Origin of the sequence: Falsirhodobacter xinxiangensis (assembly GCF_004959935.1) — a bacterium.
Taxonomy (GTDB): Bacteria; Pseudomonadota; Alphaproteobacteria; order Rhodobacterales; family Rhodobacteraceae; genus Falsirhodobacter; species Falsirhodobacter xinxiangensis.
Window position 1 is genome coordinate 83920 of record NZ_SMYN01000005.1, and the last position, 17197, is coordinate 101116.

The window sequence follows — 17197 nt, forward strand, 5'->3', positions numbered from 1 at the left end:
AGCCTCGAATTAAGGTTGATGCAACCGATTGCAGACCTAGCTCTGCCGTCGATAAGGGAGAAGACGATGAGGACGATGAAAGGGCCGGGGATCTTCCTCGCGCAATTCGCGGGCGACACCGCGCCGTTCAACACTTGGGACGGTATCACGAAATGGGCCGCGGATACAGGATATCTTGGCGTTCAGGTTCCGTCGGGGGCGTCGCAGCTCATCGACCTCGACAAGGCGGCGGCATCGAAGGATTACGCGCAGGAATGGGCCGGCAAGGCGCGCGAGAACGGCGTCGAGGTGACGGAGCTTTCGACCCATATCCAGGGCCAGCTGGTTGCCGTCCATCCCACTTATGACGAGGCGTTCGACGCCTTCGCGCCCCAACATCTTCGCGGCAAGCCGAAGGCGCGGCAGGAATGGGCCGTCGATCAGGTCAAGAAGACGCTGACCCTGTCGAAGCATCTTGGGATCGACGCGATGGCGACCTTTTCGGGCGCGCTGGCATGGCCGTTCGTCTATCCTTGGCCGCAGCGCCCCGCCGGGTTGATCGAGACCGCCTTCGACGAGCTTGCGGCCCGTTGGCTGCCGATCCTGAACCATGCCGAGGATTGCGGCGTGGACATCTGTTACGAGATTCACCCCGGCGAAGACCTGCATGACGGCGCCAGCTACGAGATGTTCCTGGACCGGGTGAAGGGCCATTCGCGGGCCTGCATGCTGTATGACCCGTCGCATTACGTGCTTCAGGCGCTGGATTATCTGGACAACATCGACATTTACGCCGACCGTATCCGCATGTTCCATGTCAAGGATGCCGAATTCAATCCGACCGGACGTCAGGGCGTCTATGGCGGATTCCAGACCTGGGTGGACCGCGCGGGCCGCTTCCGCAGCCTTGGCGACGGGCAGGTGGATTTCGGCGCGGTCTTTTCGAAACTCACGGCGAACGGTTTCAAGGGCTGGGCTGTGGTCGAATGGGAATGCTGCCTGAAGCATCCCGAGGATGGCGCGCGCGAAGGGGCGCAGTTCGTCCGCGATCACATCATCCGTGTGACCGACCGCGCTTTCGACGATTTTGCCGCCTCGGGCACCGACATGGCCGCGAATCGCCGTATGCTTGGACTGGAGGAGCAGACATGAGACCGATCCGGCTTGGAATGGTTGGCGGCGGGGCAGGGGCCTTCATCGGCGGCGTGCACCGTATTGCCGCGCGGATGGACGGGCAGTTCCAGCTTGTCGCCGGGGCGCTCAGCTCCAATCCCGAAACCGCGCGGACCTCGGCGGATGCGCTTGGCATTCGCGGCTATGACAGCTTTGCCGATATGGCAAAGGCCGAGGCGCGAAAGAAGGACGGGATCGAGGCTGTCGCCATCGTGACCCCGAACCACATGCATGTCGGCCCGGCCCGGGAATTTCTGAAACGCGGCATCCACGTGATCTGCGACAAGCCGCTGGCGGCGACCGGGGCGGATGCCAAGGCGCTGGCCCGCGCCGCCGAAAGCTCGGACGCGCTGTTCATCCTGACGCATAACTACACCGGATACCCGATGATCCGTCAGGCGCGGGCGATGGTCGCGGCGGGCGATCTGGGCAAGGTTCGTCTGGTGCAGGTCGAATATGTGCAGGACTGGCTGACCGAGGCGGTGGACACCAAGGGCGCGAACTGGCGCACCGACCCCAAACAGGCCGGCGCGGGGGCGATCGGCGATGTCGGCACCCATGCGTGGAACCTTGCCGCCTTCGTTTCGGGGCAGGAGCCGTCCGAGCTTGCCGCCGATCTGACCAGCTTCGTGCCGGGCCGTGCGGTGGACGACAACGCGCATATCATGACCCGTTACGAGGGTGGTGCGAAGGGGATGCTCTGGATCAGCCAGGTCGCCCCCGGCAACGAGAACAACATCCGCCTTCGCATCTATGGCGACAAGGGCGGCATCGAATGGTCGCAGGACGATTGCAACGTGCTGTGGTTCACGCCCTTTGGCGAGCCGAAGCGGATGCTGACCCGCAATGGTGCAGGCAACCACCCGGACGCGGCCCGTGTGTCCCGCGTTCCCGGCGGCCACCCGGAGGGGTATCTGGAGGCTTTCGCCAACATCTATGCCGAAGCCGCCCGCGCCATCCGCGCGCATCAGGCGGGCGAGCAGACCGAGGCGATCTATCCCACCCTGCGCGACGGGCTGGCTGGAATGGCGTTCATCGACGCCTGCCTGCGATCGTCGAAACGCAACGCGGCATGGGTGAAGCTATGATCCGTCTGGCCCTGAAAGGCGTGCGCCGCAGCTTCGGCCCGGTCGAGGTGCTGCACGGCGTCGATCTGGAACTGCACGAGGGCGAGGTTCACGCCCTGATCGGTGAAAACGGCGCGGGCAAGTCCACGACCATGAAGATCCTGTCGGGCTATCTGAACCCGACCGTGGGCGAGGTGCTGGTGGATGGCAAGCCCGTGACCTTCGGCGCATCCTCCGAGGCCGAGGATGCCGGGATCATCATGATCCATCAGGAATTCAACCTCGCATCGCAACTGACGGTCGAGCAGAACATCTTTCTGGGCCGCGAGAAGCGCAAGGGCATGTTCCTTGACCACAAGACGATGCGCGAGGAGACCTTGGCGCTGCTGAAACGCCTGCATTGCAAGGCGCGGCCCGATGCCAAGGTGCGCGACATTTCCGTGCCCGACCGCCAGATGGTCGAAATCGCCAAGGCCCTGTCGCGCAACGCCCGTGTGCTGATCATGGACGAGCCGACGGCCGTTCTGACCGACCGCGAGACGGAAGTGCTGTTCGAACAGGTCGAACGGTTGAAGGCCGAAGGGGTCGCAATCCTCTATACCTCGCACAAGCTGGGCGAAGTGCGGCGACTGGCCGACCGGATCACCGTGCTGCGCGACGGAACGCAGGTGCATTCGGCGACGCGCGGCATGACCGAAGATCAGATGGCGACCGCGATGGTCGGGCGCGACGTTTCCGATCTTTACCCACCGAAACTGCCCTGCGGCGATCAGGTGGTGCTGGAAGCCGACGTGACCGTTCCGGGCCATGTGAAGGCCGCGAAACTGACCCTGCGCAAGGGCGAGGTTCTGGGACTGGCCGGGCTGGTCGGCGCGGGCCGGACAGAGCTGATGGAGGGCATCGCGGGCCTGCGCGACCGCACCGGCACCGTCCGCGTGAACGGGACCGAGATTCGTGCGAACGATCCCAAGGCGGCGATGGCCGCGGGCCTCGCCTATCTGACCGAAGACCGCAAGGAATGCGGCCTTCTGCTGAATTTCCCACTGCGCGAGAACCTGACGCTTCTGGCGCTGGAGAAGTTTTCCAAGGGCCTCATCGACCGCAAGGCCGAGGATGCGGCGCTGACGCAGGCGATCAAGGAATTCGACATCCGGGTGCCGCACCGCAAGGTCCGCGCGGGCAACCTGTCGGGCGGCAACCAGCAGAAGCTGCTGCTGGCCAAGACGATGCTGGCGAACCCCAAGATCGTGGTGATCGACGAGCCGACGCGCGGCATCGACATCGGCACCAAGCAACAAATCTATCAATTCATCCAGAAACTCGCCGCCGAGGGGCTGAGCGTGGTCGTGATCTCGTCCGAACTGCCCGAGGTGATCGGGCTGTGCGACCGCGTGATCGTGATGCATGCGGGCCATGTCGCGGGCGAGGTTTCGGGAACTGACGTGAACGAACAGACCATCGTGCGCCTCGCCATGGGTCTGGAGGAGGCAGCATGAAGAACATCAACCTGCACGCCATCGGCCCCGTTGCCGCACTGGTCGTGCTGATCCTTGTCGGCGTCGGGCTGAACGAGAATTTCCTGAGCTATGCCAACATCACAAACGTGCTGGCGCGGTCGGCCTTCATCGGCATCATCGCGGTCGGCATGACCTTCGTGATCACGGCGGGCGGGCTGGACCTGTCGGTCGGGTCGATGGCGGCCTTCGTCGCCGGGGTCATGATCATCGCGATGAACTATCTGGTGCCGACGATGGGCGCGGGCTTCAGCACGGTTCTGGTCGGGATGCTGGTCGCGCTGGCGACGGGCCTGTTCGGCGGTGCGGTCAACGGCCTTCTGATCACCCGCGCGCGGATCGAGGCGTTCATCGTGACGCTGGGCACCATGGGCATCTATCGCAGCCTGATCACCTGGCTGGCGGATGGCGGCACGCTGTCGCTGGATTCGGGCGTGCGCGAAGCCTACCGCCCGGTCTATTACGACGGCATCCTTGGCATCACCTGGCCGATCATCGTCTTCGCCGTCGTGGCGATTCTGGGCGAGATCGCAATGCGCCACACGGCATTCGGCCGCCACTGCGCCGCCATCGGTTCGAACGAACAGGTCGCGCGCTATTCCGCGGTGGACGTGATCCGGGTGAAGACGCTGACCTATGTGCTTTTGGGCATCCTCGTGGGCGTCGCGACGATCATGTATGTGCCGCGTCTGGGTTCGGCATCGGCATCGACCGGCGTGCTGTGGGAGCTTGAAGCCATCGCCTCGGTCATCATCGGCGGCACCATGTTGAAGGGCGGTTTCGGCCGGGTCTGGGGCACGGTGGTCGGTGTGCTGATCCTTGGCCTGATCGGCAACCTTCTGAACCTGACCGACCTTGTCAGCCCGTATCTGAACGGCGCGATCCAAGGCATCATCATCATTCTTGCGGTCGTGCTGCAGCGCGAAGGCAAGGCGGAACGCTAATTTCTTCTGGGAGGATAATCATGAAGAAGCTTCTGACGGCGACGGCTCTCATCACGCTCTCCACCCCGCTCATGGCGGAAACCATCGGGGTTTCGATCCCGGCGGCGACCCATGGCTGGGCGGGCGGCCTGAACTATCACGCGCAGGCGACGGTCGACCGTCTGGCCGAGCAATACCCGGACCTCGACTTCGTTCTGACCACCGCGTCGGACCCGTCGAAACAGGTGTCGGACATCGAGGATATGGTCGCGACCCGCAACATCGACGCGCTGGTCGTGCTGCCCTTCGAATCCGAGCCGCTGACCCCGACGGTCAAGCGCGTGGCCGAAGATGGCAAATGGGTCACCGTCGTCGACCGCGGCCTGACCGAAGACGGCATCGAGGATCTGTATGTCGCGGGCGACAACCCCAGCTTCGGGCGCGTTGCGGGCGAATACTTCGTTTCGGCTCTGCCCGAGGGCGGCAAGATCGTCGTTCTGCGCGGCATCGCATCGACCGTCGACAACGAGCGGGTCGAGGCGTTCAACGCTGCCATCGAAGGGTCCAACATCGAAGTGCTGGGCATGGAGCATGGCAACTGGAACCGCGACACCTCGTTCACAGTGATGCAGGACTTCCTGTCGAAATTCCCGGAAATCGACGCCGTCTGGGCTGCCGATGACGATATGGCGACCGGCGCGCTGGAAGCCATCAGCCAAGCTGGCCGCGAAGACGGCATCTGGGTCGTTGGCGGCGCCGGCATGAAGGAAATGGTCGCACGCATCCGCGACGAAGACCCGATGGTTCCGGTGAACGTGACCTATCCGCCCGCAATGATCGCGACGGCGATCGAACTGACCGCGTTGCGCTTCACCTCGCCCGCGCCGGTGGCTGGCGAATTCATCATCGGTTCGGAACTGATCACCCCCGAGAATGCCGAAGACTTCTATTTCGAAGACAGCCCGTTCTGATGCGAGAGGGCCCCGAAAGGGGCCCTTTTCACGAATTGAAGAAGATGCGGACCGTCTCTTCGAACGCGCGCGGATTGTCGGCATGAAGCCAGTGTCCCGCGCCGGGAATCTTGGCAAAGCGCGCATCGGGGAAAAGATGGCGGATATTTTCGCGATGCTCTGGCAGTACATAGTCCGACTTCGACCCTGACAGGAACAGTGCGGGGCCATCCCACCGCCCTTCCGTTTCGGGCCAGCCGACCAGCTTCGGCATCTCCGCCTCCAGCACGTCAAGGTTCAGCTTCCATCGCCCCGCCTTCAGGTCCAGCGATTGCAGGAAGAAGGCGCGCAGGCCCGGATCGTCCAGCGTTGCCGCCAGCCTGCGATCCGCCTCGCCGCGCGAGGTCAGCCCGGTCAGGTCCAGCGCGCGCATGGTGCGGGCATGGTGGCTCTGGTCATGGCCATAGGCGACCGGGGCAATGTCGGCCACGATCAGGCGGCGGACCAGTCCGCCATCGGTCAGCGCCAGTTGCATCGCGGCCTTCCCGCCCATCGAATGGCCCAGCAGATCGACAAGGCCGCCATTGGCGCGGATCACCTCGGCCAGATCGGCGGCCATGTCGGGATAGCTTTGCGTGGGAAGATGCGGGCTTTCGCCGTGGTTGCGCTGATCCACGGTCAGCACGGTGCGGCTCTTGGCGAGCCCCCGCGCGATGCCGCCCCAGTTCCGGGCCGAGCCGTAGAGCCCGTGCACGATCAGGATCGGCGGAAGATCGGAAGGGGTTTCTGCGGGGAAGGTGACGGTGTTCAGCATGGGCCGAAAAGTGGCCGCTTCCAGCCCGCCGTGCAAGCCCCAATGAAAAGGGGGCCCGAAGGCCCCCGATCCCTTACAGCGACGGATAGAGCGGGAACTTCGCGCAGAGCGCCTGAACCTCGCCCCGGACCTTGGCCTCGACCTCGGCATTGTCGCCTTCGCCATTGGCGGCCAGCCCATCGACCACTTCGACGATCCAGCGCGCGATCTGGCGGAACTCATCTTCCTTGAAGCCGCGGGTCGTGCCTGCGGGGGCACCCAGACGGATGCCCGAGGTGACGAACGGCTTTTCCGGGTCGAACGGCACGCCGTTCTTGTTCGCGGTGATATGGGCACGGCCGAGGGCAGCTTCGGCCGCCTTGCCGGTCACTTTCTTCGGGCGCAGGTCGGCAAGGCACAGGTGATTGTCGGTGCCGCCCGATACGATGTCGATGCCGCCCTTCATCAACTCGTCCGCCATGGCTGCGGCGTTTGCCTTCACCTGCGCGGCGTATTGCTTGAACTCGGGGCGCAGGGCTTCTCCGAAGGCAACCGCCTTGGCCGCGATCACATGCATCAGTGGGCCGCCTTGCAGGCCGGGGAACACCGCCGAGTTGATCTTCTTCGCGATATCCTCGTCGTTCGTCAGCACCATGCCGCCACGCGGGCCGCGCAGGGATTTATGCGTCGTCGTCGTGACCACATGCGCGTGCGGGACGGGCGAGGGATGAACGCCGCCGGCAACCAGACCCGCGATATGCGCCATGTCCACCATCAGATAGGCGCCGACCTCGTCCGCGATATTGCGGAATTCGGCCCAGTCCCAGACGCGGCTGTAAGCCGTGCCTCCTGCGACGATCAGCTTCGGTTTGTGCTGAAGCGCCTTCTGGCGGATGTCTTCCATGTCCAGCAAGTGATCCTGCTGGCGCACGCCATAGCTGACCACGTTGAACCATTTGCCCGACATGTTCACCGGCGAGCCATGCGTCAGGTGCCCGCCCGAATTCAGGTCCAGCCCCATGAACGTATCGCCCGGCTGCAACAGCGCAAGGAACACGGCCTGGTTCATCTGGCTGCCGGAGTTCGGCTGCACGTTGGCGAATTTCGCGTCGAACAGCTTTTTCGCGCGTTCGATCGCCAGCGTTTCGCTGACATCCACGAACTGGCAGCCACCGTAATAGCGTTTGCCCGGATAGCCTTCGGCGTATTTGTTCGTCAGCACCGACCCCTGCGCCTGAAGAACGGCCAGAGAGACGATGTTCTCGGACGCGATCAGCTCGATCTCGTCGCGCTGGCGGCCAAGCTCGTCGCGGATGGAGCCGAACAGTTCGGGATCGCTGTCCGCGAGGGATTTGGTGAAATAGCCGGCTTCGATATGCGGGGCGGTCATCATGCTCTCCTGCGCTTGCGGATTGCGGTTGTTTATCGCAGCCCGCGCGGCGCAGAAAGGCTGGAAAACGACAGGAACGGGAATTTCCACGAACCGCCTTGAGTTCCCGGCCCGCCCCGGCCAAGGATGCGGGGTCAAGGAGATGCCGATGAAGATCAGGTTCACCGCAAGCGCAGCCCCGCCCGCCCTTGCCGCGATGGAGGCGCTTGTCGCGATCCACGGGCAAAGCGCGCCCGAGGAGGCGGAGGTGATCGTTGCGCTGGGCGGCGATGGGTTCATGCTACAGACCCTGCACGAGACGCGGGAGCGCAACGTCCCCGTCTATGGCATGAACCGTGGCACGGTCGGGTTCATGATGAACGCCTTCGCGTTGGAAAACCTGCCCGATCGATTGGCGCTGGCCGAGGAGGAGGTCATAAACCCCCTTGCCATGCGGGCCGAAACCGTCGGCGGGCACGTGCACGAGGCGCTGGCGATCAACGAGGTCAGCCTGTTGCGCGCGGGTCCGCAGGCGGCCTGGCTGCGGATTACCGTGGACGGGCGGATGCGGATGGAGGAGCTGGTCTGCGACGGCGCGCTGGTGGCAACGCCGGCGGGCAGCACGGCCTATAATTACTCCGCGCATGGGCCGATCCTGCCGATCGGGGCGGATGTGCTGGCGCTGACGGCCATCGCGCCGTTCCGCCCCCGGCGTTGGCGCGGGGCGCTGGTGCCTTCGACGGCGGTGGTGCGGTTCGACGTGCTGGACCCGTCCAAGCGCCCGGTCATGGCCGATGCCGATGGTCGGTCGGTCCGCGATGTCGCCGTCGTGGAAATCCGGTCCGAGCCGAACATCCGCCACCGCATCCTGTTCGATCCCGGCCATGGGCTGGAAGAACGGCTGATCCGCGAACAGTTCGTCTAGGGCTTCGTCCAGGTCTCGCGCTTGCGGTAGATGGTCGAGGGCGAGACGTCCAGCACGCGCGCCGCCTTGGGAATCGACCCGCCATGCTGGGCGATGGTGGCCTCGATCACGATCTGCTCGATCTCGGACAGGGTGCGCCCGATCAGCCCGTCCAGATGCGGATCGCCCGATGGGGGCGCGACCTCGATCGGGGCGTTGTATTGCGTGCCGCCGTCCGAGACCATTTCCGGCAGCATCCCAAGGCTGATGGTTCCGCTCTCGTGCAATACGACCACGTTGCGGATCACGTTCAGAAGCTGGCGCACGTTGCCCGGCCACGGATGCTGGCGGAACAGTGACTTCACCTCTGGGGCGAAGCCGTCGAAATGGCGCTGCTCCTCGGCGGCAAAGCGTTTCAGCGCGGCCTCGGCAATCTCGATCACGTCCTCGCCCCGGTCGCGCAGGGGGGGCATGTGGATCGGCACGACGTAAAGGCGGTAATACAGATCCTCGCGGAAGCGGCCGCGGCGCACCTCCTCCAGCGGGTCGCGGTTGGTGGCGCAGACGATACGGACGCTGACCTTGCGCGGGCGGACCGCGCCCACCGGCTGCACCATCGAGGTCTGCAGGAACCGCAGCAGCTTGGTTTGAAGCGCAGGCGCCATCTCGCAGATCTCGTCCAGGAACAGCGTGCCGCCATCCGCAGCCTGCGCGGCGCCCGGCTTGTCGGCGATGGCGCCGGTGAAGCTGCCCTTCACATGGCCGAACACCTCGGATTCCAGCAGATCCTGCGGGATCGCGCCGCAGTTCAGCGCGATGAACGGGCCGGATGCGCGGCCCGACAGATCATGCACGGCATTGGCGCAAAGCTCTTTCCCGGTGCCGCTTTCGCCGGTGATGAACACCGTTGCCATCGACCGCGCCGCCGAGGCGATCTTGGCATGGATGCGGCCCATCGCGGGCGAGGAGCCGAGGAACGGCCCATGTGCCGCCGGGTCCGTCCGCTGCGCCCGCGCCGCCGCATTCTCGACCGCGCCAAGGAATCGTTGTTCGTCGAAGGGTTTGACCAGAAATTCATGTGCGCCCGCCCGCATCGCCTCGACCGCGCGGGTGATCGACCCATTCGCTGTGATGACCACCACCCGCACATCGGGCGACAGGCGCAGCATTTCCTGCATCAGGTCCAGCCCGTCCCCGTCGGGCAGCACCAGATCCAGCAGCACGACCATCGGGTTGGTATCGAGGAACCGGGCCAACCCGTCTGCAAAGGTCGATGCGGTCACGACCTTGTATCCCGCCGCCGCAAGGACCGAGCGATAGACCATCTGAAGCGCGGGCGTATCTTCGATCAGAAGGATCGGGCCGGGGTCGATGACGGTATCTGCGGCTGGTGTCATGCGCATTTTTGCCTTCCCAGAAAACCGAGCAGATCGTCCAGACGGTCAAGGATGGCCGGGATGTCTCCGGTCCGCCCGGCATGGGACTCGCGGTTCAGCATTTCGGACATGGCCTGCAACCGCGTTTCGCCCAGCGTCCCGGCAAGCGCGGACAACACATGGCTGTGCTCGCGAATCGCCGCAAGTGGCACGTCGCCCACCCCAAGCCCGTTTCGGACCTTCGACAGATCGCTGATCGCATGATCCAGCAAAAGCTGCCGGTGTGCGCCGACGACAGCAAGAAGCTGGTGAAACCTGTCGAGATCGAACCCGGCAGGCGTCTGGCCGGAAGGAGGGCAGTCTTCACTCATTGTCACACATCGTTGAACACGCGCAAGGTTATGCCAGCGCGCGCCAATGTCCAGCCGGTTGCGCCGCTTTGTCCATCAACCGTAATGCGCGACCGCAGTTCCCGCGATGGCCGACATGTTCAGCAATCCGCGCGCGGTGATCGACGGGGTGACGATATGCGCGCGGTTGCCCATGCCCATCAGGATCGGCCCGACCTCCAGCGCATTCGCCTTCGTCTTCAGGATGTTGCGCACGCCGGATGCCGCATCCGAATGGGCAAAGACCAGCACGTTGGCCGCCCCGTCGAATCGCGCGCCGGGGAAGGCGCGGTCGCGCGTGGATTGGTCAAGCGCCGTATCGATATGCATCTCGCCCTCATAGGCGAAGTCGGGCTCGGACGAATCCAGCAGCGACAGCGCCTCGCGCATCCGCCGCCCCGACGAATTGTCGAGGTTGCCGAATTGCGAGGACGAACACAGCGCGACCTTCGGCGCGATGCCGAAACGTTTCACATGCCGCGCCGCGCCGCGCACGGTTTCCGCGATCTGTTCGGGGGTAGGTTCCGAATTGATATGCGTATCGGCGATGAACAGCGGCCCATCTTCCAGAATCATCAGGCTGAGCGCGCCGATCGGCCGCAGACCGTCCCGCGCCAGAACCTGCCGGATATAGTTCAGGTGCCACAGATACTGGCCATAGGTGCCGCAGATCAGGCTGTCGGCCTCGGCCCGGTGCACCATGACCGCGCCGATGGCGGTGGTGTTCGTCCGCATGACGGCGCGGGCCACCTCGGGGGTGACGCCCTGACGGCCCACCAGCCCCAGATAGGTTTCCCAGTAGTCGCGATAGCGCGCATCGCTTTCGGGGTTCACCAGTTCGAAATCCACATCCGGGCGGATCTTCAGCCCTGCGCGTTCGCAGCGGGCGGCGACGACCTCGGGGCGGCCGATCAGGATCGGCTTGTCGTCGGTTTCCTCCAGCATGGCGTTGGCGGCGCGCAGCACGCGCTCATCCTCGCCCTCGGCAAAGACGATCTTGCGGCTGGACTGTGCCGACGCCTCGAACACCGGGCGCATGATCAGCGACGAGCGGATCATCGAACTGTCGAGCTGGCGTTTATAGGCTGCGATATCGTCCAGCGGGCGGGTCGCGACGCCGCTTTCCATCGCGGCCTTGGCCACGGCGGTCGCGACCACGCCCATCAAGCGCGGATCGAAAGGTTTCGGGATCAGGTAATTCGCCCCGAAGGTCAGCTGTTCGCCCTGATAGGCGGCGGCAGCCTCGGCGCTGGTGGTGGCGCGGGCGAGGGCGGCGATGCCTTCGATACAGGCGATCTTCATCTCGTCGTTGATCGTGGTCGCGCCGACATCCAGCGCGCCGCGGAAGATGAAGGGGAAGCACAGCACGTTGTTGACCTGGTTCGGATAATCCGACCGGCCCGTCGCGATCAGCGCGGTCGGCGCGGCGGCGCGCGCGTCCTCGGGCGTGATCTCCGGGTTGGGGTTGGCCAGCGCGAAGATGATCGGACGGTCGGCCATGCGGGCGACCATCTCGGGCTTCAGAACGCCGGGGCCGGACAGGCCAAGGAACAGGTCCGCGCCTTCGATCACATCGGCCAGCGTGCGCAGATCGGTCGCCTGCGCGAATTCGGCCTTTTGCGGCGTCATCTCCTCGACCCGGCCCTCATAGACCAGGCCGGCGATGTCGCACAGCCAGACGTTCTCGCGACGCACGCCCAGTTTCAGCAGCATGTTGAGGCAGGCGATCCCTGCCGCCCCGCCGCCGGTGGAGACGACCTTGATATCCTCCCACCGTTTGCCGGCGACATGCAGCGCGTTGGTCGCAGCGGCGCCGACGACGATGGCGGTGCCGTGCTGGTCGTCGTGAAAGACCGGAATGTTCATCCGCTCGCGGCAGATCTTTTCGACGATGAAACAGTCGGGGGCCTTGATGTCTTCAAGGTTGATCGCGCCGAAGGTCGGCTCCAGCGCGCAGACGAGTTCGGCCAACTTGACCGGGTCCGCCTCGTTCAATTCGATATCGAAACAGTCGATATTGGCGAATTTCTTGAACAGGACGGCCTTGCCCTCCATCACCGGTTTGGACGCCAGCGCGCCGATGTTGCCAAGGCCCAGAACGGCGGTCCCGTTCGACACCACGCCCACAAGGTTGCCGCGCGCGGTATAGCGGCTGGCATCCTGCGGGTTGGCCTTGATCTCCATGCAGGCTTCGGCCACACCGGGGGAATAGGCGAGCGACAGATCGCGGCCATTGGCCAGCGGCTTGGTCGCGCGGATCTCCAGTTTGCCGGGCTTGGGGAATTCGTGATAATCCAGTGCCGGGTGCCGTTTGTTCTCGGTCATGCTGCCCTCCGCGAGTTGGTTTAATATTAAACCATCTTTGGATTCATACAAGCGGGGTTGCACGTCCGCCGCCCGATACCCACTGTTGCCAAAAACACCGGAGGCGTGATGCAACCCGATCCCATCCTTCTTGGCGCAGCCAGCGATGTGCGCCAGAACGCCTATGTCCCCTATTCCCGTTTCAAGGTCGGTGCGGCGATCCGCACGGTTTCCGGCAGCGTCTTCAAGGGATGCAACGTGGAAAACGTCGCCTATCCCGAGGGCACCTGCGCCGAGGCCGGGGCCATCGCGGCCATGGTCGCGGCGGGCGAGACGCAGATCGCTGAAATCCTCGTGATCGCCGACAGCCCCGAACCCGTGCCCCCCTGCGGCGGCTGCCGGCAGAAGATCGCCGAGTTTGCGGGGCAGGGCGTTCTGGTCACGCTGTGCACCACCGACGGCAAGGCGCGCGGCATGACGGTGGCGGACCTGCTGCCGGGGGCCTTTGCCGCCACGCATATGGACCGGGCGTAAGTGGACATCGCGCGGCTTCTGGCCGATCTGCGGGACGGGCTGCCGGTGGATGTCGCGGGCTTCGTGCGCGGTTTGGCCGATGGTTCCGTCAGCGATGCGCAGGCGGGGGCCTTTGCGATGGGCGTCTGCTGCCGGGGCGTGGATGCGGTCGCGCTGACGCAGGCGATGCGGGACAGCGGGGCGGTGCTGGATTGGGACCTGCCCGGCCCGGTGCTGGACAAGCACTCGACTGGGGGCGTGGGCGATCCGGTGTCCCTGCTTCTGGCCCCGGCGCTGGCGGCGTGCGGGGCTTATGTTCCCATGATCTCGGGGCGCGGCCTTGGCCATACCGGCGGCACGCTGGACAAGCTGGAGGCGATCCCCGGCTTTGCCGTCGAGATGGACGAGGCCCGCCTGCGCCGGCAGATCGAACAGGCACGCTGCGCGATCGTTGCGGCCAGTGCCGAAATCGCCCCGGCCGACCGCCGCCTTTACGCGATCCGCGACCTGACCGGAACGGTGGAGAACACCGCGCTGATCACCGCGTCGATCCTGTCCAAGAAGCTGGCAGCGGGGCTGGATGGGCTGGTGCTGGATGTGAAATGCGGCTCGGGCGCGTTCATGAAGACGCGGGTCGAGGCCGAGGTGCTGGCGCGGTCGCTGGTGGATACCGCCAATGGCGCAGGGTGCCGCACGACCGCGCTGATCACCGACATGGACCAGCCGCTGGCGATGGCCATGGGCAACGCGCTGGAGGTGGCCGAGGTGATGGAGACGCTGACCGCGACCTCCATCAATCCCGGATTGTGGACCGTGACCTGCGCCCTGGGCGGCGAGGCGTTGGCGCTGGGCGGTCTGGCCGAGGATGCCGAGACGGGCGAGGGCATGATCGCCGACGCGCTGGAATCGGGCCGCGCCGCCGAATATTTCGCGCGGATGGTTGCGCTGCAGGGCGGTCCCGCCGATTTCGTGGACCGCTGGCCGGACCGCCTGCCATCCGCCCCCATCGTGGCCGAGGTGCCGTCGCCCCGCGCCGGCCATGTCGCGCGGATCGACGGGCAGGCGCTGGGCATGGCCGTGCTGCGGCTTGGCGCGGGCAGGGTGCGGGCGGGGCAGCGGGTGAACCCCTCGGTCGGCCTGTCCGAGATTGCCGGGATCGGCGCGGATGTGGAGCTGGGCGATCCGCTGGGCTTCGTTCACGCCGCGACCGAGGATGACGCCGCCGCCGCCATCCACGCCATTCAGGCCGCCTACGGCTTCGAGGATCACGAGCCGGCGCAACCTGACCGCATCCTTGGGAGGATCGCATGAGCCGCGCCTTTCTGATCGTGATGGACAGCGTCGGCATCGGCGGTGCGCCGGATGCCGGGGCGTTCGGCGATGCGGGTGCGAACACGCTGCTGCACATCGCCGCCGAATGCGCGGCGGGGCGGGCGGATGTGGGGCGGCGCGGTCCGCTTGCGATGCCCGTGCTGGATGGGCTGGGGCTGGGGGCGGCGGTGACGCTGGCCTCGGGCGGTGTGGTGCCGGGGTTTGCGGCGCGGCCCTCGGGGCTGTGGGGGGCGGCGACGGAAATCTCGCGCGGGAAGGACACGCCTTCGGGGCATTGGGAACTGTCTGGAGTGCCGGTGCCGTGGGACTGGACCTATTTCCCCGACGCGCCTTTCCCGGATGATCTGGTGGCCGAGGTCTGCCGTCTGGCGGGCACGGACGGCATCCTTGGCAACTGCCATTCCGGCGGCATCGCGATCATGGACCGGCTGGGCGAGGAACATCTGCGGACGGGCTGGCCGATCTGCTATACCTCGGCGGACAGCGTGTTCCAGATCGCGGCGCATGAGGAGGCGTTCGGTCTGGACCGGCTGCTGGCGCTGTGCGAGGCGCTGGCCCCGACATTGCACGCGATGCGCGTCGGCCGGGTCATCGCGCGGCCCTTCGCCGGGCAGCCGGGGGCGTTCCAGCGCACGGCCAATCGCCGCGATTATGCCATCGCGCCGCCGGGGGCCACGCTTCTGGATCGGGCGCTGGCGGCGGGGCGGATGACGCATGCGGTGGGCAAGATCGGCGACATCTTCTCGCATCGCGGGATCGGCAAGCTGCACAAGGGCGCGAACGATGCTGCGCTGGCGGAGCATCTTTTGCGGCTGGCCTCCGAGGCGGAGGATGGATCGCTGACCTTCGCCAATTTTGTCGAATTCGACAGCCTTTATGGCCACCCCCGCGACGTTCCGGGATATGCGCGGCATCTGGAATGGTTCGACGCGGTGGCCGGGCGATTGGTCGCGGCGCTGCGGCCGGGCGACATCGCGGTCTTCACCGCCGATCACGGCAACGATCCGACGTGGCGCGGCAGCGACCATACGCGCGAACGCGTGCCGGTGCTGGTCGCGGGTGCCAGCGGAGAGTTGGGGCATTGCGCGTTCACCGATGTCGCCGCGCTGATCTCCCGCCATCTGGATCTGCCCGATGCGGGTTGAACTGGGGATCGACCTTCTGGGCGCGGCCCCGGCCAGCTTCACCCGCGATCTGGCACGGCGGCGCAGGATCGACCTGTCGGGGCTGTTCGACGGCGACCGCTATGCCCGCACCGACCCCGAGGCGCGCAAGGCGGCGGCGATCCTGACCCGTCCCGAGGAATATGCCGCGCTGGCGGTGATCGCCATGGACGCTCGCGATTTCGCCGAACTGCTGCTGACCCCGGATGCAGATGTGCCCGCCTTTCACGACCGCATCATCGCCATGCGCGAGGCGGTCCCGGCCAGCCTCGTCGCCACGCCCGAGGGCAAACGCCACGCCATCGCTGCGGCAGAGGCGGGGCTGGACGGCGTGCTGCTGGACCCGGCACAGGCGGATTTCGCGTGGTGCCTCGATTGCATGCGCGAGGCGGGGCTGCCGGTGATCCTGTCGGCGCGGGCAGGGCTGGACGCTGCGCTGGCGCTGCAACCCGCGCGTCTGCACCATGTCCCCGCCATCGACGATCCCGCGCTGATGGAACGGCTGGCTGAGGCGGGGGTCATCCTGCACCTGTCCCCCGCGACCGAAGACTGGAACGCGCCGGGGCCGCTTTTCCACCGCGAGGTGCGCATCACCATCGGCAACGAGGCCCCGGCATGGTTCCCCGCCGATACCGAAGACCGGCTGGCCGATGCCCATGACTGGGACGAAGGTGTTTTCGCCAAGCTGGAACGGAATGCCATTGACGCCGCGCTGTGCGATGATACCACCCGCGCCCGCCTGAAGGAGAAGTGCATTGCTTGATCACCTGACCGTCGTGACCCACCCGCTGGTCCAGCACAAGCTGACCATCATGCGGAAGAAGGAAACCTCGACCGGGGGGTTCCGCCGCCTTCTGCGAGAGATCAGCCTGCTGCTGGCATATGAGGTGACGCGCGGGCTGGACATGACCACGACCCGCATCGAAACTCCGATGGAGGAGATGGACGCGCCCATTCTCGACGGCAAGAAGCTGGCGCTGATCTCGATCCTGCGGGCGGGGAACGGGCTGCTGGACGGGGTGCTGGAACTGGTTCCGGCGGCGCGCGTCGGCTTCGTCGGCCTTTACCGCGACCCGGAAACGCTGCTGCCGGTGCAGTATTACTGCAAGGTGCCGGAACAGCTGGAGGACCGGTTGGTGATCGCGGTCGATCCGATGCTGGCGACGGGCAATTCCTCGGTCGCGGCGATCGACCTGCTGAAGCAGAAGGGCGCGAAGAACATCCGCTTCCTGTGCCTTCTGGCCTCGCCCGAGGGGATTGCCACGATGAAGGCGGCGCATCCTGATGTGCCGATCATCACAGCATCTGTGGATCGCGAGCTGGACAGCCATGGATATATTGTCCCGGGACTAGGGGATGCGGGTGATCGCATGTTCGGCACAAAATAACAGTGGACAGGATTCCGCCGCTCGCGCATGATCCCGCCAACTGAATAACAGCGGACCGTC

At 65.6% G+C, this 17197-nt stretch carries 16 protein-coding genes; 11 read left to right on the forward strand and 5 right to left on the reverse strand.

From position 1 onward, the window contains the following. The first annotated feature begins 66 nt into the window (after nt 1–66). From E2K76_RS08050 to E2K76_RS08070, 5 genes are read left to right on the forward strand one after another with little or no spacing between them, the layout of a single operon-like run. Nucleotides 67–1131, forward strand: a complete 1065-nt coding sequence (locus tag E2K76_RS08050; protein ID WP_136683789.1) for a sugar phosphate isomerase/epimerase family protein — start codon at nt 67–69, stop codon at nt 1129–1131. Further along, nucleotides 1128–2240, forward strand: coding sequence for a Gfo/Idh/MocA family protein (locus E2K76_RS08055; RefSeq protein WP_220432183.1), 1113 nt, complete (start codon nt 1128–1130; stop codon nt 2238–2240). The genes E2K76_RS08050 and E2K76_RS08055 overlap by 4 nt, the downstream gene beginning before the upstream one ends. After that, a complete protein-coding gene (locus E2K76_RS08060) occupies nt 2237–3715 on the forward strand; it encodes a sugar ABC transporter ATP-binding protein (protein WP_394343933.1) in 1479 nt (492 codons plus the stop codon). The genes E2K76_RS08055 and E2K76_RS08060 overlap by 4 nt, the downstream gene beginning before the upstream one ends. Beyond that, nucleotides 3712–4677 (forward strand): ABC transporter permease, encoded by a 966-nt coding sequence (locus E2K76_RS08065; protein WP_136683791.1) that lies wholly within the window; start codon nt 3712–3714, stop codon nt 4675–4677. Before E2K76_RS08060 ends, E2K76_RS08065 begins: the two co-directional genes overlap by 4 nt. Before the next feature lie 20 nt (nt 4678–4697). Next, nucleotides 4698–5627, forward strand: coding sequence for an ABC transporter substrate-binding protein (locus E2K76_RS08070; protein WP_136683792.1), 930 nt, complete (start codon nt 4698–4700; stop codon nt 5625–5627). Nucleotides 5628–5655: 28 nt separating this feature from the next. On the opposite strand, the gene E2K76_RS08075 is transcribed toward E2K76_RS08070, so the two are convergent. Both E2K76_RS08075 and glyA read right to left on the reverse strand, forming a co-directional pair. Further along, a complete protein-coding gene (locus tag E2K76_RS08075) occupies nt 5656–6420 on the reverse strand; it encodes an alpha/beta fold hydrolase (RefSeq protein ID WP_136683793.1) in 765 nt (254 codons plus the stop codon). Nucleotides 6421–6493: 73 nt separating this feature from the next. Then, complete coding sequence (gene glyA / locus E2K76_RS08080; protein WP_136683794.1) at nt 6494–7789, reverse strand: serine hydroxymethyltransferase; 1296 nt, start codon at nt 7787–7789, stop codon at nt 6494–6496. Between the two features lie 142 nt (nt 7790–7931). Between glyA and E2K76_RS08085 the strand changes: the two genes are divergently transcribed. Further along, nucleotides 7932–8693: an NAD kinase gene (locus tag E2K76_RS08085; protein WP_136683795.1), complete on the forward strand. Its 762-nt coding sequence runs from the start codon at nt 7932–7934 to the stop codon at nt 8691–8693. Here the strand turns inward: E2K76_RS08085 and E2K76_RS08090 are convergent. The 3 genes from E2K76_RS08090 to E2K76_RS08100 all read right to left on the reverse strand — a co-directional run bounded on the left by E2K76_RS08090 (nt 8690) and on the right by E2K76_RS08100 (nt 12762). Further along, nucleotides 8690–10069: a sigma-54-dependent transcriptional regulator gene (locus tag E2K76_RS08090; RefSeq protein ID WP_169053241.1), complete on the reverse strand. Its 1380-nt coding sequence runs from the start codon at nt 10067–10069 to the stop codon at nt 8690–8692. The two genes, E2K76_RS08085 and E2K76_RS08090, sit on opposite strands and share 4 nt — an antisense overlap. Next, complete coding sequence (locus E2K76_RS08095) at nt 10066–10419, reverse strand: hypothetical protein (protein ID WP_136683797.1); 354 nt, start codon at nt 10417–10419, stop codon at nt 10066–10068. The genes E2K76_RS08090 and E2K76_RS08095 overlap by 4 nt, the downstream gene beginning before the upstream one ends. 75 nt (nt 10420–10494) lie before the next feature. After that, complete coding sequence (locus E2K76_RS08100) at nt 10495–12762, reverse strand: NADP-dependent malic enzyme (protein WP_136683798.1); 2268 nt, start codon at nt 12760–12762, stop codon at nt 10495–10497. A 108-nt stretch (nt 12763–12870) separates the two neighbouring features. On the opposite strand from E2K76_RS08100, the gene E2K76_RS08105 reads away from it, so the two are divergent. Genes E2K76_RS08105 through upp form a run of 5 tightly spaced genes read left to right on the forward strand, consistent with a single transcriptional unit; the run spans nt 12871 to nt 17137 of the window. Then, on the forward strand, nt 12871–13275 hold the full coding sequence (locus E2K76_RS08105; RefSeq protein ID WP_136683799.1) for a cytidine deaminase: 405 nt from the start codon (nt 12871–12873) through the stop codon (nt 13273–13275). After that, on the forward strand, nt 13276–14565 hold the full coding sequence (locus tag E2K76_RS08110) for a thymidine phosphorylase (RefSeq protein ID WP_136683800.1): 1290 nt from the start codon (nt 13276–13278) through the stop codon (nt 14563–14565). Next, entirely contained in the window at nt 14562–15731 is a 1170-nt protein-coding gene (locus E2K76_RS08115) for a phosphopentomutase (protein ID WP_136683801.1), read from the forward strand. The genes E2K76_RS08110 and E2K76_RS08115 overlap by 4 nt, the downstream gene beginning before the upstream one ends. Continuing rightward, nucleotides 15721–16512, forward strand: a complete 792-nt coding sequence (locus tag E2K76_RS08120; protein ID WP_136683802.1) for a hypothetical protein — start codon at nt 15721–15723, stop codon at nt 16510–16512. The genes E2K76_RS08115 and E2K76_RS08120 overlap by 11 nt, the downstream gene beginning before the upstream one ends. Then, complete coding sequence (upp, locus tag E2K76_RS08125; protein WP_136683803.1) at nt 16505–17137, forward strand: uracil phosphoribosyltransferase; 633 nt, start codon at nt 16505–16507, stop codon at nt 17135–17137. The genes E2K76_RS08120 and upp overlap by 8 nt, the downstream gene beginning before the upstream one ends. The last annotated feature ends 60 nt before the right edge of the window (nt 17138–17197 follow it).